The sequence below is a fragment of the Roseobacter phycocola genome (assembly GCF_042055075.2).
Taxonomy (GTDB): Bacteria; Pseudomonadota; Alphaproteobacteria; order Rhodobacterales; family Rhodobacteraceae; genus Roseobacter.
Genome location: NZ_CP194010.1, coordinates 2,776,418 through 2,795,132, shown reverse-complemented (window position 1 = coordinate 2,795,132; position 18,715 = coordinate 2,776,418). Strand labels below are relative to the sequence as shown.

20 protein-coding genes are annotated in these 18,715 nt (G+C 60.8%); 11 read left to right on the top strand and 9 right to left on the bottom strand.

Features of this window, described 5'->3' with window-relative positions; all coding sequences use genetic code 11:
• Positions 1 to 73 precede the first annotated feature (73 nt).
• Both clpA and gloB read right to left on the bottom strand, forming a co-directional pair.
• The gene (gene clpA / locus AB4K19_RS13740) at positions 74 to 2,395 is read right to left on the bottom strand and encodes an ATP-dependent Clp protease ATP-binding subunit ClpA (protein ID WP_436398011.1); all 2,322 of its coding nucleotides are present in this window, start codon (positions 2,393 to 2,395) and stop codon (positions 74 to 76) included.
• Between the two features lie 174 nt (positions 2,396 to 2,569).
• Positions 2,570 to 3,337: a hydroxyacylglutathione hydrolase gene (gene gloB / locus AB4K19_RS13735; RefSeq protein WP_375228890.1), complete on the bottom strand. Its 768-nt coding sequence runs from the start codon at positions 3,335 to 3,337 to the stop codon at positions 2,570 to 2,572.
• A 64-nt stretch (positions 3,338 to 3,401) separates the two neighbouring features.
• On the opposite strand from gloB, the gene AB4K19_RS13730 reads away from it, so the two are divergent.
• From AB4K19_RS13730 to AB4K19_RS13705, 6 genes are all read left to right on the top strand, one after another.
• Positions 3,402 to 4,136, top strand: a complete 735-nt coding sequence (locus AB4K19_RS13730; protein ID WP_375228889.1) for a hypothetical protein — start codon at positions 3,402 to 3,404, stop codon at positions 4,134 to 4,136.
• Positions 4,137 to 4,439: 303 nt separating this feature from the next.
• Positions 4,440 to 5,000, top strand: a complete 561-nt coding sequence (locus AB4K19_RS13725) for a F0F1 ATP synthase subunit delta (RefSeq protein WP_375228888.1) — start codon at positions 4,440 to 4,442, stop codon at positions 4,998 to 5,000.
• Positions 5,001 to 6,539, top strand: a complete 1,539-nt coding sequence (gene atpA, locus AB4K19_RS13720; protein WP_436398007.1) for a F0F1 ATP synthase subunit alpha — start codon at positions 5,001 to 5,003, stop codon at positions 6,537 to 6,539.
• A 15-nt stretch (positions 6,540 to 6,554) separates the two neighbouring features.
• Complete coding sequence (locus tag AB4K19_RS13715; RefSeq protein ID WP_375228886.1) at positions 6,555 to 7,430, top strand: F0F1 ATP synthase subunit gamma; 876 nt, start codon at positions 6,555 to 6,557, stop codon at positions 7,428 to 7,430.
• Positions 7,431 to 7,449: 19 nt separating this feature from the next.
• Positions 7,450 to 8,874 carry a F0F1 ATP synthase subunit beta gene (atpD, locus tag AB4K19_RS13710; protein WP_436398004.1) on the top strand — a complete coding sequence of 475 codons (1,425 nt, stop codon included), beginning with the start codon at positions 7,450 to 7,452 and terminating at the stop codon, positions 8,872 to 8,874.
• 12 nt (positions 8,875 to 8,886) lie between these two features.
• The gene (locus tag AB4K19_RS13705; RefSeq protein WP_436398001.1) at positions 8,887 to 9,303 is read left to right on the top strand and encodes a F0F1 ATP synthase subunit epsilon; all 417 of its coding nucleotides are present in this window, start codon (positions 8,887 to 8,889) and stop codon (positions 9,301 to 9,303) included.
• Between the two features lie 52 nt (positions 9,304 to 9,355).
• Here AB4K19_RS13705 and AB4K19_RS13700 read toward each other — a convergent pair whose 3' ends face one another.
• Complete coding sequence (locus tag AB4K19_RS13700; protein WP_375228884.1) at positions 9,356 to 10,240, bottom strand: LysR family transcriptional regulator; 885 nt, start codon at positions 10,238 to 10,240, stop codon at positions 9,356 to 9,358.
• A gap of 99 nt (positions 10,241 to 10,339) precedes the next feature.
• Here AB4K19_RS13700 and AB4K19_RS13695 point away from each other — a divergent pair, with 99 nt between their 5' ends.
• The 3 genes from AB4K19_RS13695 (at position 10,340) to AB4K19_RS13685 (ending at position 11,953) form a co-directional block, all read left to right on the top strand.
• Positions 10,340 to 10,504: a hypothetical protein gene (locus AB4K19_RS13695; protein ID WP_375228883.1), complete on the top strand. Its 165-nt coding sequence runs from the start codon at positions 10,340 to 10,342 to the stop codon at positions 10,502 to 10,504.
• Positions 10,505 to 10,602: 98 nt separating this feature from the next.
• Positions 10,603 to 11,712 (top strand): serine/threonine protein kinase, encoded by a 1,110-nt coding sequence (locus tag AB4K19_RS13690; protein WP_375228882.1) that lies wholly within the window; start codon positions 10,603 to 10,605, stop codon positions 11,710 to 11,712.
• Positions 11,713 to 11,719: 7 nt separating this feature from the next.
• Positions 11,720 to 11,953 (top strand): hypothetical protein, encoded by a 234-nt coding sequence (locus tag AB4K19_RS13685; RefSeq protein ID WP_375228881.1) that lies wholly within the window; start codon positions 11,720 to 11,722, stop codon positions 11,951 to 11,953.
• Positions 11,954 to 12,270: 317 nt separating this feature from the next.
• Here AB4K19_RS13685 and AB4K19_RS13680 read toward each other — a convergent pair whose 3' ends face one another.
• Positions 12,271 to 13,290, bottom strand: coding sequence for a ribose-phosphate pyrophosphokinase (locus tag AB4K19_RS13680; protein WP_375228880.1), 1,020 nt, complete (start codon positions 13,288 to 13,290; stop codon positions 12,271 to 12,273).
• A 114-nt stretch (positions 13,291 to 13,404) separates the two neighbouring features.
• On the opposite strand from AB4K19_RS13680, the gene AB4K19_RS13675 reads away from it, so the two are divergent.
• The gene (locus AB4K19_RS13675) at positions 13,405 to 14,004 is read left to right on the top strand and encodes a 2-hydroxychromene-2-carboxylate isomerase (protein WP_375228879.1); all 600 of its coding nucleotides are present in this window, start codon (positions 13,405 to 13,407) and stop codon (positions 14,002 to 14,004) included.
• Positions 14,001 to 14,816, top strand: a complete 816-nt coding sequence (locus AB4K19_RS13670; protein ID WP_436397995.1) for an alpha/beta fold hydrolase — start codon at positions 14,001 to 14,003, stop codon at positions 14,814 to 14,816. The genes AB4K19_RS13675 and AB4K19_RS13670 overlap by 4 nt, the downstream gene beginning before the upstream one ends.
• Here AB4K19_RS13670 and AB4K19_RS13665 read toward each other — a convergent pair.
• The 5 genes from AB4K19_RS13665 to AB4K19_RS13645 form a co-directional block, all read right to left on the bottom strand.
• Positions 14,766 to 15,806 (bottom strand): threonine aldolase family protein, encoded by a 1,041-nt coding sequence (locus AB4K19_RS13665; protein ID WP_436397992.1) that lies wholly within the window; start codon positions 15,804 to 15,806, stop codon positions 14,766 to 14,768. The two genes, AB4K19_RS13670 and AB4K19_RS13665, sit on opposite strands and share 51 nt — an antisense overlap.
• A complete protein-coding gene (locus AB4K19_RS13660; RefSeq protein WP_436397989.1) occupies positions 15,806 to 16,276 on the bottom strand; it encodes a YcgN family cysteine cluster protein in 471 nt (156 codons plus the stop codon). The genes AB4K19_RS13665 and AB4K19_RS13660 overlap by 1 nt, the downstream gene beginning before the upstream one ends.
• Positions 16,273 to 17,205 (bottom strand): bifunctional riboflavin kinase/FAD synthetase, encoded by a 933-nt coding sequence (locus tag AB4K19_RS13655; protein WP_436397987.1) that lies wholly within the window; start codon positions 17,203 to 17,205, stop codon positions 16,273 to 16,275. The genes AB4K19_RS13660 and AB4K19_RS13655 overlap by 4 nt, the downstream gene beginning before the upstream one ends.
• Positions 17,206 to 17,269: 64 nt before the next feature.
• Positions 17,270 to 17,713 (bottom strand): MaoC family dehydratase, encoded by a 444-nt coding sequence (locus tag AB4K19_RS13650; protein WP_436397985.1) that lies wholly within the window; start codon positions 17,711 to 17,713, stop codon positions 17,270 to 17,272.
• Between the two features lie 90 nt (positions 17,714 to 17,803).
• Complete coding sequence (locus tag AB4K19_RS13645; protein ID WP_375228873.1) at positions 17,804 to 18,676, bottom strand: TIGR01459 family HAD-type hydrolase; 873 nt, start codon at positions 18,674 to 18,676, stop codon at positions 17,804 to 17,806.
• Between the last annotated feature and the right edge of the window lie 39 nt (positions 18,677 to 18,715).

Here is an 18,715-nt window from a genome sequence, read left to right as displayed (position 1 = left end):
GGAATAGCCGGCAGTCCCGGCTCACCTGCCGACGAAAAAAGCCCCGCTGTGAAGGGCGGGGCCTTGTTGTTTCTTATTCTGCTGTCAACAGCGGCGGCTTGTCGCCTGAGATACGCGGCTTGTCCGGTCCTTCGATCTTCAGGTCGATCTCGCCGGCCTTCACGCCCACGCGGACCACGCCACCCTTGGCGAGCTTGCCAAAGAGCAGATCTTCAGCCAGCGGCTTCTTGATATGCTCCTGGATCACGCGGCCCAGCGGGCGCGCGCCCATCTTGCTGTCATAGCCTCGTTCAGCCAGCCATTCGGCGGCAGGCTTGGTCAGTTCGATGGTGACGTTGCGGTCCATCAGCTGAGCTTCAAGCTGCAGCACGAACTTCTCAACCACGCGCAGGATGACTTCTTTGGGCAATGGTGCAAAGCTGATCACTGCGTCCAGACGATTGCGGAACTCGGGTGTGAACGTCCGCTCAATCGCGGCGGTGTCCTCGCCCTCGCGGCGGTCGCGTCCGAAGCCAATGGCCTCTTTCGCCTGCTCCGCTGCGCCCGCGTTCGATGTCATGATCAGCACGACATTGCGGAAATCCACCGTGCGTCCGTTGTGATCGGTCAACCTGCCGTGGTCCATCACCTGCAACAGAATGTTATACACATCCGGGTGCGCTTTCTCCATCTCATCGAGCAGGAGCACGCAATGCGGATGCTGATCGACACCGTCCGTCAGCATGCCGCCCTGGTCAAAGCCCACATAGCCCGGAGGTGCACCGATCAGGCGCGAAACGGCGTGTTTCTCCATGTATTCGGACATATCAAACCGCAGCAGCTCAACACCCAGCGTATCCGCCAGCTGTTTGGCCACCTCGGTTTTGCCGACACCGGTCGGGCCCGCAAAGAGGTAGTTGCCGATCGGTTTTTCCGGCTCCCGCAGACCGGCACGCGCCAGCTTGATTGCCGATGAGAGGGCTTCAATGGCCTTATCCTGGCCAAACACCACACGCTTCAGAGATCCTTCCAGATCCTTCAGCACTTCAGCATCGTCTTTGGACACGTTCTTGGGTGGAATGCGCGCGATTTTGGCAACCACGTTCTCGATCTCTTTTGTGCCGATCGTCTTACGACGCTTGGCTGCCACCACCAGATGCTGCGCGGCACCGGCCTCATCAATCACATCGATGGCACTGTCCGGCAATTTGCGGTCATTGATGTAGCGTGATGCCAGCTCCACACTCGTCTTGATCGCATCAGCGGTGTACTTCACCGAATGGTGATCCTCAAAGTAAGGTTTCAGACCGCGCAGGATCTTCACCGCGTCCTCGACAGAAGGCTCGTTCACGTCGATCTTCTGGAACCGGCGGCTCAGCGCGCGGTCCTTTTCAAAGTGCTGGCGGAATTCCTTGTAGGTTGTTGACCCCATCGTGCGCAGCTTGCCGCCTGCAAGCGCGGGTTTCAGCAGGTTGGACGCATCCATTGCACCGCCGGATGTGGCACCCGCGCCGATCACTGTGTGGATCTCATCGATAAAGAGGACCGCATCCCGGTGATCCTCGAGTTCCGCGACCACTGCTTTGAGGCGTTCCTCAAAATCACCCCGGTACCGGGTACCGGCCAGCAATGCGCCCATGTCGAGCGAATAAATGGTTGTCTCGGCAAGAACCTCAGGCGTCTCGCCCGCAACGATCTTGCGTGCGAGCCCCTCCGCGATGGCGGTTTTGCCCACGCCCGGGTCGCCCACCAGCAGCGGGTTGTTCTTGCGGCGGCGGCACAGCACCTGAATGCAGCGTTCTACCTCGGCATCGCGGCCAATCAGCGGGTCAATATCGCCTTCACGCGACTTGGCATTGAGATCCACGCAGTACTTTTCGAGCGCGCTCTCTTTTTTCTCGCCCTCGGTCACGCCCTGGGGCTCTTCTTCGGCTTCGGGGGCGCCGGAAACGGGACGCTGCTCGCCATAGGCGGGGTCTTTGGCGACACCGTGTGCGATGAAATTCACCGCGTCATAACGGGTCATGTCCTGCTCCTGCAGGAAATAGGCCGCATTGCTCTCGCGCTCGGCGAAAATGGCCACCAGCACATTGGCGCCTGTGACTTCCGTGCGGCCCGAAGACTGCACATGAATCGCGGCGCGCTGGATGACCCGCTGGAATGCGGCTGTCGGCACGGCTTCGGAACCGTCCACATCCGTTACAAGGTTGCTCAGGTCCTCATCGACGAATTCAACGAGTGTGGCACGCAGATCGTCGACATCGACGCTGCAGGCCTTCATCACGCGGGTCGCGTCGGGCTCGTCAATCAGGGCAAGAAGAAGATGCTCGAGGGTGGCAAACTCGTGCTGGCGTGCGTTGGCGAGCGCCAGGGCAGAGTGGATTGCCTGTTCCAGTGTGGTCGAGAATGAAGGCACGGCGCGTGCTCCTTCTGATCGGGGTCGGTGGGAGGGCTGATGAATGCCAGCCCCTCAGCCAACCATGGCCTCATAGTATTAGAGTTTGGTTGATCGCAGCCCGGCTTCAAGTTTTTTCTTTGATCTGACGGTCACAAATTGTGTGAAGCCGTCATGCTGGTCACGATACAGGCGTCAGAATGCGTCCTTGCGGGCGCGGATTTCGGCAAAGACGTCCACGTCCGGCGCGTCGGTCAGATCAAGGCGCCTGCGGATGTCCGGGTCAGTAGCTCTCAGAAACGGGTTGGTCGCCAGTTCGAGGGCCAGAGTTGAAGGGACAGTAGGGATCCCGGAGGCCCGCGCCGCCGTGATCTGCTCACTGCGTGATATAAGTTGAGGATTATCCGGATCAATAGTTAACGCGAACTTAGCATTGCTTGCGGTGTATTCATGGCCCGAACAGACCAGCGTTTCGGATGGCAGCTGCATCAGGGCGGACAAAGACGCCCACATCTGCGCCGGCGTGCCCTCGAAAAGCCGCCCGCATCCCAGTGCCATCAGGCTGTCGGCGGTAAAGACGGCGCCTGCGGCCTCGCAATAAAAGGCAATGTGACCGTTCGTGTGCCCGGAAACGTCCATCACGCGCACCCCGTGGCCTGCAAAATCAAAAAGATCTCCGTCTGCCACCTGCCGGTCCAGGGCGGGCAGGCGGTGCGCGTCGGCGGCAGCGCCTGTGACCCGGGCGGGATGAGTGTTCAGAACAGCGCCCAGTCCCTGAACGTGGTCATCGTGATGATGTGTGATCCAGACCTCATCCAGCTGCCATCCGCGATCCTCCAGCGCGGCCAGCACCGGGGCCGCTTCGGGCACATCCACGAGGGCCGTGCGTCCGGCTGCTGCGTCATGGATCAGAAAGGCGTAGTTATCGCTCAGGCAGGGTATTGTGACAATTTCTGGGGCCATGGTCATTCTCCGGCAGTTTTGCGACACTATATCCAGACACTGAACCAACACGGGACCGGCTGCAATGCACCTGGATGTGCAGGACCTGCGGAATTTCTATTATCGCTCCGCGCTTGGCCGTGCGGCTCAGGCGAGCCTGCGTGGCCGGATGCTGGAAATCTGGCCCGAAGCGCAGGGCCAGACGGTGGTGGGCTACGGCTTTGCGGCACCTCTGCTGCGCCCCTATCTGAAAGATGCCCGGCGGGTGATGGCCCTGATGCCGGGGCCGCAGGGTGTTATGCCCTGGCCTGCCGCAATGGAAAACGTGTCTGCTCTGATCGAAGAGACTCACTGGCCCATCGAAACCGGCCATGTGGACAAGCTGGTGCTGCTGCACGGGCTGGAAACCTCAGAGCGGGCCTTTGATCTGCTGGAAGAATGCTGGCGGGTACTGGGGCCGGGCGGGCGGGCGCTCTTTATTGTGCCGAACCGCGCGGGGCTCTGGGCACGGCGCGACCGCACTCCCTTTGGTTTCGGACGGCCCTATTCTCCGGGCCAGCTGGAAACGCAGCTGCGCAAACACCAGTTCCTGCCTGAGCGGCATCTCGGTGCGCTTTATCAGGTGCCATCGTCAAAACGCTGGTGGATGAAATCCGGCCCGGCCTTTGAGAATATCGGACGGCGCATGCCGACGATGATGGCCGGCGGTGCCTTTATGGTTGAAGCGACAAAACTGGTCTATCCGCCCAAGGGCCGGGTGTCGCGTGCGCCCCGTGCCAGCGCGGTCGGTGTGCTCAAACCGGCAGCACCCGGTGCCTGAACAGCGATCACGGGTGAAAAGCAGCGAAATGCGCGAATTTGCAGCACGGGAATCGCGCCGGGCACGGTATATTTCACCGTTTTTGTGAACTTTCTGACCTGCCAAACCGTCGCACCTGCGCCAAGGGTCTGAAAACATGGAAAAAGACCCCTCAGGGCCCGTTGCGATCATCTGTTGCGGGGTGTGGTAACGTCTGTTACATCACCGCTGATTTCGACGTCTTGACTTGATTCAAGCCGCGCCAACAACTCCGGTGACGCGTTCTTTTCGCATATCCGGGGCCAGAACATCGGAAGGGTGGACGTGTCAGAACCAGCTTCGATCTCCACAGGCATTGCCACGCGCTATGCCACCGCGGTCTTTGAGATCGCAAAAGAAGGCAAAGCCGTCAAAGCACTGGAATCAGACATTGCGGCACTGCAGGGCGCGATGAGCGACAGTGCAGATTTTGACGCGCTGATCCAATCGCCTGTCTACACACGCGACGAACAGGCCGGTGCTATTGCTGCTATCGCGCAGAAAATGGGCCTGTCGGACACAACCGCCAACACACTGGCGCTGATGGCGCAGAAACGACGCCTCTTTGTCCTGCCGCAGCTGCTGTCCACACTTGAGGATCTGATTGCCGCAGACAAAGGCGAGGTCACCGCCGAGGTGGTCTCCGCGAAAGCCCTTACAAAAACCCAGTCGGACAAGCTCGCGAAAACGCTGAAAGCTTCCACTGGCAAAGACGTGACACTCAAAGCATCCGTTGATGAAAGCCTCATCGGCGGTCTTGTTGTTAAAGTTGGTTCGCGCATGATCGACACGTCGATCCGCTCGAAACTGAATTCCCTCCAGAATGCAATGAAAGAGGTCGGATAAATGGGTATCCAAGCAGCAGAGATTTCTGCGATCCTGAAAGACCAGATCAAAAACTTCGGCCAGGAAGCCGAAGTGGCCGAAGTGGGCCGCGTGCTCTCCGTCGGTGACGGTATCGCGCGTGTGTACGGTCTGGACAACGTGCAGGCCGGTGAAATGGTCGAATTCCCCGGTGGTATCCAGGGTATGGCGCTGAACCTCGAATCCGACAACGTCGGTGTGGTTATCTTCGGCTCCGACCGCGACATTAAAGAAGGCGACACCGTCAAGCGCACGAACTCCATCGTGTCCGTGCCGGCCGGTGACGAACTGCTGGGCCGCGTTGTGGATGGCCTCGGCAACCCGATCGACGGCAAAGGCCCGATCAACGCTTCCAAATCGCTCGTTGCAGACGTGAAAGCGCCGGGCATCATCCCGCGTAAATCCGTGCACGAACCGATGGCGACAGGCCTCAAGGCCGTTGACTCCATGATCCCCATTGGCCGTGGTCAGCGCGAACTGATCATCGGCGACCGTCAGACCGGTAAAACCGCTGTGGCGCTCGACGCGATCCTGAACCAGAAATCCTACAACGACGCCGCCGGCGACGACGAGAGCAAAAAGCTCTACTGCGTATACGTGGCGATCGGCCAGAAGCGTTCCACCGTGGCGCAGCTGGTGAAAAAGCTCGAAGAGACCGGCGCGATTGAATACTCCATCGTTGTGGCCGCGACAGCTTCTGAGCCTGCCCCGATGCAGTTCCTGGCACCCTACGCCGCGACCGCGATGGCAGAGCACTTCCGCGACAACGGCCGCCACGCGCTGATCATCTATGATGACCTTTCCAAGCAGGCCGTGTCTTACCGCCAGATGTCGCTGCTGCTGCGCCGTCCGCCCGGACGTGAAGCCTACCCGGGTGACGTTTTCTATCTTCACTCCCGCCTTCTGGAACGCTCCGCGAAGCTGGGTGATGACGCAGGCAACGGCTCGCTGACGGCTCTGCCGATCATCGAGACCCAGGGTGGTGACGTTTCCGCGTTTATTCCGACCAACGTGATTTCGATCACCGACGGTCAGATCTTCCTTGAAACCGAACTCTTCTACCAGGGTATCCGTCCGGCCGTGAACACCGGTCTGTCGGTCTCCCGCGTGGGCTCCTCGGCGCAGACCAAGGCGATGTCCTCCGTGGCGGGTCCGGTGAAACTGTCCCTCGCGCAGTACCGCGAAATGGCGGCCTTTGCGCAGTTCGGCTCCGATCTTGACGCCTCCACCCAGCAGCTGCTGGCACGTGGTGCCCGTCTGACCGAGCTGATGAAGCAGGCGCAGTATTCGCCGCTGACAAACGCTGAAATCGTCTGCGTCATTTTCGCAGGCACCAACGGTTTCCTCGACAAGGTCGACGTCAAGGACGTGGGTCGTTTTGAGGCCGGTCTGCTGGCGCACCTGCGTGCCAAGCACCAGGACCTGCTGGACGACATCACCAACAACGACCGTAAGGTGAAAGACGATCTGGCCGACGCGATCAAGGCTGCTCTGGACGGTTTCGCCGCCGACTTCGCCTGAAGCGGGAGATAGGCAATGCCAAGTCTTAAGGACCTGAAAAACAGGATCGAGTCGGTCAAATCGACCCGCAAGATCACCAAGGCCATGCAGATGGTTGCCGCGGCGAAACTTCGCCGCGCGCAGGAGGCTGCCGAACAGTCGCGCCCGTACACAGAGCGTTTCAATGCGGTCATGGCGAACCTCGCCGCGTCCGTGGGGGGCTCTGATTCTGCGCCCAAATTGCTGTCGGGTACCGGCAGCGACAAGGTGCAGCTTCTGGTCGTGATGACCTCCGAGCGGGGTCTGTGCGGCGGCTTTAACTCGAACATCGCCAAGCTGGCGAAAACCCATGCAGCCAAACTGCAGGCCGAGGGCAAAGAGGTCAAAATCCTCACTGTCGGCAAAAAGGGCCGCGACCAGCTGAAGCGTGATTTCGGATCGCTCTTTATCGGTCACGTGGACCTCACTGAGGTCAAGAGGATCGGTTATGCGGATGCACAGGGTATCGCCAAAGACGTGCTTGCGCGCTTTGACGGTGGTGAGTTTGACGTCGCCACGATCTTCTATGCGAAGTTCGTGAACGTGGTCAGCCAGATCCCGACAGCACAGCAGATCATCCCGGCCAGCTTCGAGCAGGCTGAAGGGGAAGAGGCGTCTACTCTGTTCGACTACGAACCGGACGAAGAGGCGATCCTCGCCGATCTTCTGCCGCGCGGTGTGGCGACACAGATCTTCTCTGCTCTGCTGGAAAACGGCGCCTCCGAACAGGGTGCCCGGATGTCCGCAATGGACAACGCGACCCGCAACGCAGGCGAAATGATCGACCAGCTGACCATCGAGTTCAACCGCTCGCGTCAGGCTGTCATCACCAACGAGCTGATCGAAATTATTTCCGGCGCGGAAGCGCTGTAGAACAAACCGGAGAAACGACATGGCAAATGCAGTCGGCAAACTTACACAGGTCATCGGCGCGGTCGTCGACGTCCAGTTCGAGGATCACCTGCCGGAGATTCTCAACGCGCTTGAAACAGACAACAACGGCAACCGCCTGGTCCTCGAGGTTGCTCAGCACCTCGGTGAGAACACCGTGCGCGCCATTGCGATGGACTCCACCGAAGGTCTCGTGCGTGGTCAGTCCGTGACCGACACCGACGGTCCGATCTCCATCCCCGTTGGTAACGCCACACTGGGCCGCATCATGAACGTCGTGGGCGAGCCTGTGGACGAACAGGGCCCGGTGAACGCTGACGAAAAGCGCTCCATTCACCAGGACGCGCCGGAGTTCGCGGCACAGTCCACCACGTCCGAGGTGCTGGAAACAGGCATCAAGGTGATCGACCTTCTCGCCCCCTACGCCAAGGGTGGTAAGATCGGCCTCTTCGGCGGTGCTGGCGTTGGTAAAACCGTTCTCATCATGGAACTGATCAACAACATCGCCAAAGTTCACTCGGGCTACTCCGTGTTCGCCGGTGTGGGGGAACGGACCCGTGAGGGCAACGACCTCTACCACGAGATGATCGAATCCAACGTGATCGACCCCGAGAACCTGGAGAACTCCCAGGTGGCCCTCGTGTACGGTCAGATGAACGAGCCTCCCGGAGCGCGTATGCGTGTTGCTCTGACCGGTCTGACACTGGCCGAGCAGTTCCGTGACCAGTCCGGGACCGACGTTCTGTTTTTCGTGGACAACATCTTCCGCTTTACACAGGCGGGTTCCGAGGTGTCCGCTCTGCTTGGCCGTATTCCTTCCGCTGTGGGCTACCAGCCGACACTCGCGACCGACATGGGTGCGATGCAGGAACGGATTACATCGACCAAAGCAGGCTCCATTACATCGGTGCAGGCCGTTTACGTTCCGGCGGACGACCTTACCGACCCCGCGCCCGCGACATCCTTTGCGCACCTCGACGCGACAACGGTTCTTTCCCGTGCCATTTCCGAGCTGGGCATCTACCCGGCGGTTGACCCGCTCGATTCCACATCGCGTCTGATGGATCCGGCGGTTGTGGGCGAAGAGCACTACGCCGTTGCCCGTGACGTGCAGGGTATCCTGCAGCGCTACAAGTCGCTTCAGGACATCATCGCGATCCTCGGCATGGACGAACTCAGCGAAGAGGACAAGCTGACCGTTGCCCGTGCGCGTAAGATCCAGCGTTTCCTGTCGCAGCCGTTCGACGTGGCCAAGGTCTTCACCGGTTCTGACGGTGTGCAGGTCCCTCTTGCAGAGACCATCGAGTCCTTCAAGGCAGTTGTGGCCGGCGAATATGACCATCTCCCCGAAGGTGCCTTCTACATGGTTGGCGGCATCGAGGAAGTGAAAGCCAAAGCCGAGAAAATGGCGGCCGACGCCGCTTAAGGAGCCTGACCCATGGCAGATACAGTCCAGTTCGACCTCGTCTCACCGGAACGCCGCCTCGCCTCTGCGCAGGTGACCGCGGTGCAGATTCCGGGTGCCGACGGTGACATGACGGCGATGGCGGGACACGCGCCCACCATCACCACACTGCGCCCGGGCGTGCTCAGCGCGGAAGGCCCTGACGGGACCACGGACTACGTGGTCACCGGCGGTTTCGCAGAGATCAGCGCCGAGGGTATCTCGGTGCTGGCCGAACGCGCGATCCCGAAGGCTGAGATGACCAAAGACGATCATGACGCGATGGTCAAAGAGGCCGAAGAAGCGCTGGCAAATGCCAAGGAGGTCTTTGCCAACGAACCCGGCCCGGTCGATGATGCCGCCAAACTGCTCGCCGATATGGTGGCCGTGGGCGATCACATCAGCGTCTGAACCGCAGCACAGAAGTTTCCGGAAAGGCCCCCTCAGCGGGGCCTTTTCTGTGTCAGGCAGGTTGATCCTGTTTTTGCCGCCGCAGCCACTTCAGAAAGGTGGTCAGGGAGGGTGAGACGCGTCCGGGCACGGTTACGATGTGATACCCCACCCCCTGTTCCCGGAGCGCACAGACCGCCACCAGTTGCCCGCTGCGCAGCTCCCGCTCGACCAGGGAACGCGGCTGGAAGGTCACGCCGAGGCCCGAAACTGCCGCTGAGAGCGCCAGTTCGTTGGTGCTCAGCATCGTAACCTTTATCTTGTCCAGATCGACGCCCTCACGCTCGATGATGCGGCGGCGTTCCATCACATGGGAGTCCAGCAGCCAGGGCAGATCCAGCAGATCATCCAGGCAGTTGGCCTCGCGCCCGGCTATCAGGTCCGGATGTGCGAGGCCGAGGTATTCCGCCCGCGCCAGCAGTTCGGCGTCAAGGCCAGGCCAGCTGCCCTCTCCATAGCGAACGGCCACATCAAACCCGTCACGGCGCAGATCCACCACGTCAGAGCTGGGGTTAATGCTGATCTGTACCTCGGGATGAGACGCCCAGAAATCCCCTATCCGCGGCATAAGCCAGCCCGCCGCAAAGGCCGGCGTCACGCTGATGTTCACAGGCCTGTCCGCACCGCGCTGGCGCAGTTCCATGACCACCTCTCTGATCCCGGCAAAACCCTTGGCCAGCCCGGCCGCCAGATGGCGGCCTGCATCTGTAGCGGTGACGCCGCGCCCTTCGCGCACCAGCAGGCTTTCCCCGAACTCCTGTTCCAGCGTGCGTACATGCTGGGCAATAGCCGCATGGGTCACGTTCAGTTCGCGGGCTGCTGCGCTCAGGCTCTGATGCCGGGCGGCGGCCTCAAAGGCGCGCAGGGCGGCAAGTGATGGGATGCGGTTCCAGTCCATATTGTAATTTCAACTTACATATTGAAAAGCGTATTGCTTTGCAGATCGGGGCACGCAGTAACTATGTTCAACTCCAGATGCGAAATCAAGGAGAGTAAAATGTTCGGAATACTTTCAAATACCCTGAAGACAGCGACCCGCGAGGAGGTCTGGGGCAACCGCAGCACGCTTCCAGAACAGGACGGTATGATGTCCGAGGTGGAGCGGCGCACCGGCGGCGCCCGCGGACGCTGGCGCGCGCCGGAAAGCTGGGTCCGCCGCTGAAGGTCGCTGCCGCTCTCCCAGCCGTCGCTGGCGCTCTTGTCCTGTCGCGCCATTCCCCCTAATGACATCCGGGGACAGCGCGCAGGGGAGGGCGGCACATGCAGAAAACAGTCGTAAACAGCTGGAACGAATGGGACCCGCTGAAACATGTGATCGTAGGCCGTGCCGATGACTGTCACATCCCGCCCGAAGAGCCCGCGCTGGATGCCAAAGTGCCCGAAGACAGCGACATGCGCGGCCAGTGGGGCCGCCGTCCGCAGGAAACCATCGACCGCGCCAACGAGCTGCTGGACAATTTCGCGGGCCAGCTGCGCGCGCGGGGTATCCGTGTGGACCGGCCCACGTCGATCGACCACGCGCTGCCCGCCACAACACCGGATTTCCACACGGACAGCCAGTTTGGCTGTATGCCGCCACGTGATGTGCTGCTGACCGTTGGCAGCGAGATTCTGGAAGCGACAATGTCTTATCGCTGCCGGTGGTTTGAATACCTCAACTATCGCCCGCTGATGCAGCAGTACTGGGACGAAGACCCGAATTTCCGCCACGAGGCGGCCCCCAAGCCGCGCCTGACAGATGCGGATTATCACCCGGATTACCTGTCTGACAAAATCGGCGTGGAAAAGCGTCTGCAGTGGGCGGCGGAGAAGTTCTTTGTCACGACCGAGGAAGAGCCGCTTTTTGATGCCGCTGACGTGCTGCGCTTTGGCCGCGATCTGGTGGTCCAGCACGGGTTCACCACCAACCTGAAAGGCATTGAATGGCTGCGCCGCCATTTCCCGGAACACCGCGTGCATACGGTGAACTTCCCCGGTGATCCGTATCCGATCCACATCGACGCGACCTTTACGCCGCTGCGGCCGGGACTGATCCTGAACAACCCGCAGCGCCGTCTGCCCGAAGACCAGCGTGGCATGTTTGAAAAGAACGGCTGGGAGATTGTCGATGCGGCCCAGCCCGCACATAACGCGCCGCCGCCGTTGTGTTACTCTTCGACCTGGCTGAGCATGAACGTGCTGGTGCTGGACCCGAAGACTGTATGTGTTGAGAAATCAGAAGTCTGGCAGGCCGAACAGATGGACAAACTGGGCATGGAAGTTGTCGAGGTGGAGCTGCGTGACGCCTATGCCTTTGGTGGCGGGCTGCACTGCTGCACCGCAGATGTGTATCGCGAAGGCGACTGCCAGGATTATTTCCCGAATATGTGAGGGCCCGATGAACAAGCGCAAATGGACTACGTTTTTTGAGGTGTTGGGCTCGGGGCTGGCCATTCTCTATGCCCTGCTGATCGCGTCCAATACGGGCAATGAGATCACCGGGTTTGCGCTGCTGCTGGCTTCTGCCCTGCTGTTTGCGGCCTGGGCGGTGATCGACAAACGCTGGGCCTTTCTGCTGCTGCAGTTTTTTTATGCAACCTCGGCCATAATCGGTCTGATCCGCTGGTCCTGACCGGGCGCGTGATCCGGCGGCCTGCCCCGCGCTGATGCGCGGGACAGACGCTATTCCCTCGGCGCGTGTGACCACGCGCCATACGCCGCGGAACCGGTGCTGGCTGTGTCTTACGGGCGTGCGAAGCGGCAGTGATTTGTCAGGAAAACAGGTGTTTTCGGGTGGTCAGAATCCGGAACCGACGAAAACACCGACGTAATACCGACGTTAAACCGACATGATGCCGACGCCGGTTTTTCCCTTGTTAGAAAGGGTGTTATCAGCGTTCTGACCCGGGGCCCCGTTCAGAGTGCCAGCGTGTTGCGCGTGCGCTGCGTTTACTCTGCGGCATACATTCCGTCATAGATCGGGCTCAGGGTTTCCGCCTCGAAAAGCGAAGAGACCGAGGTGCCGTTCCAGATGTTCAGGATAGCCTGGGCAAAGACCGGGGCGGTGGGTACGACACGGATGTTGTGCGCGGCCTGCACCGGTTTGGTCGGTGCGATGGTGTCTGTGATGACCAGCGACTTCATCACAGAGTTTGTGACCCGCTCGACCGCCGGGCCGGAGAGGACGCCATGGGTAATATAGGAGTGTACTTCCTTGGCGCCCGCCTGAATCAGGACCTCTGCCGCCTTGCAGAGGGTACCAGCCGTGTCGCAGATATCATCCACGATCAGGCAGGTTTTCCCCGTCACATCGCCGATGACTGTCATTTCTGCAATTTCGCCGGGCTTTTCGCGGCGTTTGTCCACAATGGCGAGCGGCGAGTTGATCCGTTTCGCCAGTTCGCGCGCGCGGGCCACGCCTCCCACGTCCGGTGACACGACCATCAGTTCGTCCATGCGGTCCCTGAATTCTGATTTGATATCAAGGGCAAAGATCGGCGAGGCATAAAGGTTGTCGACGGGGATGTCGAAAAACCCCTGGATCTGTGCTGCGTGCAGATCCATCGTCAGCACCCGCTCGATCCCGGTGCCGACGAGCATGTTAGCGACCAGTTTGGCCGTGATCGGGGTGCGGGCTTTGGTGCGGCGGTCCTGACGGGCATAGCCGAAATAGGGCAGGACGGCGGTGACCCGCGCGGCCGAAGAGCGGCGCAGGGCATCTGCCATGATCAGCAGTTCCATCAGGTTGTCGTTGGCAGGGTTCGAGGTGGACTGGAGAATGAACATATCCTCGCCGCGCACGTTCTCGAAAACCTCAACGAAGATCTCACCGTCGTTGAACCGCTCGACCCGCGCATCGACCAGCCCCACCTGCATGCCCCGGTGCATCGACATGCGCCGTGCGATGGCCTGGGCCAGCGGCATATTGGCATTGCCGGAGATCAGTTTGGGTTCTTGAAGCTGTGGCATGGGGGAGGGGTCCTGGAGCAGAGGCACGGGAATGTGACAGATTCGTGATGTTGACACCAGTTAACACGGCCTTACCAATCGGCAAAGAACCCAGACCCAGCAAGGAGCCGCAAAATGGCGCATATCGATCTGTTTTTCTCGACCATCTCACCCTATGCCTACCTTGCCGGGAACCGTGCCGAGGAAGTCGCGCAAAAGCATGGCGCGACCATCACCTACAAACCGCTGGATATCATGGCGCTCTTTGCCCGCACGGGCGGGACGCCGCCCAAGGACCGGCACTTCAGCCGTGTGGACTACCGGGCGCAGGAACTGGTGCGTCAGGCGCGTAAACTGGACATGCCCTTTAATCTCAGACCCGCGCACTGGCCCACCAATCAGGCGCCCTCGGCCTATGCGGTGATTGCCGCTCAGAACGCGGGTGGTGGTGATATGGGCAAGCTCTGTGCGGGCCTTCTGCGGGCCGTATGGGCCGAAGAAAAGGACATCGCGCAGGATGATGTGGTCCGCGCCTGTCTGGAGGATGCCGGGTTTGATCCGTCACTGGCGGACAGCGGGATGCTGGTCGGGGCCGAAACCTATGCGGCCAACCTGGAAGAAGCGGTGGAGCGTGGCGTCTTTGGCTCTCCATTCTATATCACCGACGGGGACCAGCGGTTCTGGGGTCAGGACCGGATTGAGGACCTGGACGCGCATCTGTCCGGTAACCTGTGACCGCAGATCCGGACGCCCGGGTCTGGGGCAGCGGTCCGGCGCCGGCGCTGGCGATCCACTGCACGCTGGGTCATTCCGGTATGTGGCGCGGGGTCGGGCAGTATCTGGCAGCCAGCACAACACTGACTGCCTTCGACCTGCCCGGACATGGGCGCGCGCCGGACTGGGATGGCACGGATGATCTGCACCGGGCCTGCTGTGATGCGGCCCAGCCATTCCTTGATCAGCCCGTGCATCTGATTGGTCATTCTTTCGGCGCGACCGTGGCCCTGCGCCTGGCGATCGAGCACCCGGATCAGGTCCGCAGCCTGACCCTGGTTGAACCTGTATTCTTTGCTGCACTGCCTGAGGCCGAACCGGAGCTTGCCGACCATCTGGCCGAAGCGGCGCCCTACATCGCGGCCCTGAACGAAAGGGACTACGCCCTGGCGGCGCGGCTGTTCAACCGCCTTTGGGGGGATGGCACGCGCTGGCCGGACATTCCGGAGACTGCACGGCAGTATATGTCGGACAGGATGTATCTGGTGCCGGGCCAGTCCCCTGCCATTTTTGATGACAATGCAGGTCTGATGCGACCGGGTGTCCTGGAGCGCGCGTCCATGCCCGTGCTGCTGATGCGCGGCGATCAGAGCCCGGAGATCACGCGACATATCAATGCCGCTCTCGCCCGCCGGTTACCGGCGGCGACCCTGTGCACGGTCGCGGGTGCGGGACATATGGCGCCCCTGACGCACGCCAGCGAGGTCGCAAGAGTTGTCAGGTCACTGATTGAAGTGGCCGAGGAAGGCGTCGATCTGCGCAGTGGTGACTGACCAGTCGCACACGAGGCGCGCCTCCAGCATCTCTTCCGGGTCGTCTCCTTCCAGCTTGCCGGACCAGATGTAGTAGACCGCTCCGGCGTCATGCAGAGCCTGGTGGATGCGCCGCGGGAAGGAGGCGAAAATCATATTGGCCTGTGGCTCATGCACAAACTGCGCGCCAGCTTCGCGCAGGCCGGCGATCAGATGCGCGGCATTGGCATTGGCCTGCCGGGCCGAACGCACCCACAGATCGTTTTCCAGATAACCCGCCATCTGAGCCGACAGATACCGGTGCTTGGAGAAAAGATGCGCACCGCGTTTGCGGCGCAGTTCGAATTCCCAGGCTTTTTCCGGATCAAACAGAATGACAGCCTCAACACCGAGGCAGCCGTTTTTCGTACCGCCAAAGCTGACCACATCCACACCAGCTTTCCAGGTCATTTCGGCGGGCGTGCATCCCAGTGCCACCATCGCATTGGCAAAGCGGGCACCGTCGAGGTGCACCGGCAGGTCATACTTTCGGGCGACCGCTGTCAGCGCGTTCAGTTCTTCCAGGGTGTAGACGCTGCCCCGTTCCGTCACCTGGGTGATCGACACCGGCCCGCGTTGCGGCCCGTGCACCCCGCGTGTGTTCTCCGCCAAGATAGCTGTTTCCAGCGCGTCCGCTGTCATTTTGTCGCCGCCGCGCACCAGCGTCAGCTTGGCTCCGGAATAGAACTCCGGCGCATTGCATTCGTCCTCGTGCACATGCGCTACTTCAGAACAGAAGGTCGTCTGCCAGGGCTGGCAGTAGCAGGCCAGTGCCAGGCTGTTGGCGGCAGTCCCGGTGGCAACCAGGTACAGGGCGGCATCGGGCGCCTCGAACACATCGCGGATTTTCTGGCGCACACCTTCCATGATCGGATCAGCACCATACGGCATGGCAAAGCCTGTATTGGCGTCATTCACATGCTGCATCACCTGAGGATGCGCCGCACCAGCGTTGTCAGAAGCAAAATACATCAGGTCGGCTCCTCGATTATGTGCTCTTCCCATTCGTCTTCGGGGATGTCGAATTCACTCAGCGTTGTACCCCGCACGGAGATACCGGCAACGTGCACTGACTGCGGTGTGCCGCTGATCAGCGGGTGCCAGTCGGGCAGGGGCTTGCCGAGCCAGAGCAGGCGGTACGCACAGGTCTGCGGCATCCAGTAGGCGTGCGTGTCCAGGTTGCCCGGCTTCAGCACGATGCAGTCGGGCACGAACTGGTGGCGGATGTCGTACTGGGCACAGCGGCAGGTATCATCGTCCAGCAACCGGCAGGCCACCCGCGTCAGGGCAACTTCGCCGCTGTCTTCGTCCTCAAGCTTGTTCAGGCAGCATTTGCCGCATCCGTCACACAGCGCTTCCCATTCCTGGTCATTCATGGCTGACAGCGCCTTGCGCTCCCAGAACCGGTGTCCGAGGCCTGCGCGGTTGATCGGATCTTTCATAGGGCTGCCAGTACGCTGCGGGCCCGCGCGCTGTCTGCGTCCATCTGCGTGATCAGCGCGTCGAGCCCGTCGAACTTTTCCTCGGGCCGCAGGTATTCAACGAGGCCAACTGACAGAGGGGTGCCGTAGAGGTCCCCCTGGAAATCAAAGATAAAGGTCTCCAGATTGGGCCGGTTTTCACCGAACATCGGCCTGACCCCCATAGAGGCCACACCGTGATAGCTGCCCGCATGGGGTCCGCTGAGCACATCAACCAGCACCGCATAGACGCCAAAGGCAGGCGGGTGCAGCCCGTCGATGGACATATTTGCCGTGGGGTAGCCCAGTTCGCGCCCGCGCTGTTCGCCGCCGATGACGGGCCCTTCGATGCGGTGCCAGTGCCCGAGCATATCGGCGGCTTCATCCGGCGCCCCATCGGACAGAGCGCGGCGGATCGCCGTGGATGAAACGGTCTTTGCCGACTGGGCGACCAGCGGTGCAACTGTGACGCCGAAATCCATCTGCCGGCCAAAGGCTTCGAGATCCGCAGCAGTGCCGGCGCGGCCTTTGCCAAAACAGAAATCTGACCCGACGATCACGTGGCGCAGTCCGAAGCCATCTGCGATCACCCGCTGGGCGAATTCCTCGGGCGACAGGGCCGCGAGTGCCGCGTTGAAGTTCAGTTCGCAGAGGACTTCGACCCCCAGTTTTTCCAGACGGCTCGCACGGGCTTCGCGGCTCATCAGGCGGAATGGGGGGGCATCGGGGGCAAAAAAGGCGCGGGGGTGGGGCTCAAAGGTCAGCACACCGAGTGGCGCATCCGGGGCCGCATCACGCGCCAGCCGGATGACAGACTGGTGGCCAATGTGCACCCCGTCGAAATTGCCGATGGCTGCCGTGGCACCGCGGTCATCAGGATCTACAAACTGGTAGTCGCGCAGGATCTTCATGCGTCCTGGTTAGCCGCAGCGACGCACCTGTGCAAGCGCAGAGGGCAGCAGGCCCCCGGCGGTGTCAGTCGAATTTGCGGGACGGTGCCAGCACGGTTGCCTCACCGACCAGAACCTTTTTACCGTCCACGGTGCACTGGCAGTTCATCCGCACGCGGCGTTTGGCGGGATCAATGTCCGTTACAGTGACCTCTGCATGTACCAGATCGCCGGGACGAACGGGCGCCAGAAACTTCAGCGACTGCCCCATATAGACTGTTCCGTGCCCGGGCAGCTGCTCGCCGATCACAGCGGAAATCAGGCCCGCTGTGAGCATGCCGTGCGCGATACGGCCTTCAAAGATCGTGTCCCGGGCGTAATCATCGTCCAGATGCACCGGATTCCGGTCTGTAGAGATCTGTGCGAACATCTCGATGTCCTCGTCGGTCACCACCTTCTGGAGGTAGCGGGACATGCCCATTTCGATGTCTTCGATACAGATCGTGCCGCGGGGCAGATTGTCCAACATGATGACCCTTCCGGTAATTTTCTGACAACTAAGTCACATAAGTTGAAACTTAATTACTTTGCGCGCGCAGAAAATCAAGGGAAAAGAGGGTCAGCAAAGATGACCTATTGTGTAGGTGGGGCTTGATTTTTCCTTTTCCAGGTAGCCACTTAACGCATCGGCGTCTGGTTGATCGATGGTTTTTGTTTCCTCCGCCGCAAGGCCACCGGAAATAAACAACGAATCGATGTCTTCGCCCATGGCACCGGCGATATCCGTCAGAACACCGTCACCGATGGCCAGAATCCGGTCATCTGCGACCTGTGGCCCGAGTTCAGCAAGCCTCCGCCGTGCCAGATCATAGATGGGCGGGTGCGGTTTTCCGAAATAGAGGCTCTCTCCGCCCATTTCGGTATACAGCGCGGCCAGTGCGCCGGCACACCACTCCCGAACGTCACCCCGGTCGACAACGATGTCAGGGTTGGCGCAGAGCAGTTTCAGCCCGCGCTGCTTGGCCAGCAGAAACTCCGGGCGCATGACGGACGGGTCCGCCATCGGGTCCCGTGGCCCCGTGCACACGATCCCCTCGGCCTCGTCCAGCGGAACAGATTCAACGTCGACCGGGTGCCGCACGACACCGATGGGTTCAAAGAAACGTTCATCCCCCGGATATCCGATATGCCAGACTTTTTGACCCACCACGCCGCGGAACATCGCTGATCGCGCGCTGTCGCCGGATGTGGCAATGGTGTCCCAGGCATCGTCCGGCACACCGAAATGCACCAGCTGTTTTGTCACACCGGCACGTGGGCGGGGGGAATTGGTCACAAGCACAACCTTCCCACCGCCCGCGCGGTACGCCTGCAGAGCAGAGACAGCACCTGGCAGGGCATGCACGCCGTTGTGCACGCAGCCCCAGAGATCGACAAACAGTGCGTCATACTGCGCAGAGATTTCTGAGAGAGAGCTGATAATCCGGGTCATGCTGAACGGCTTCCTGAACTGACATTTTGCGTCGTTCTA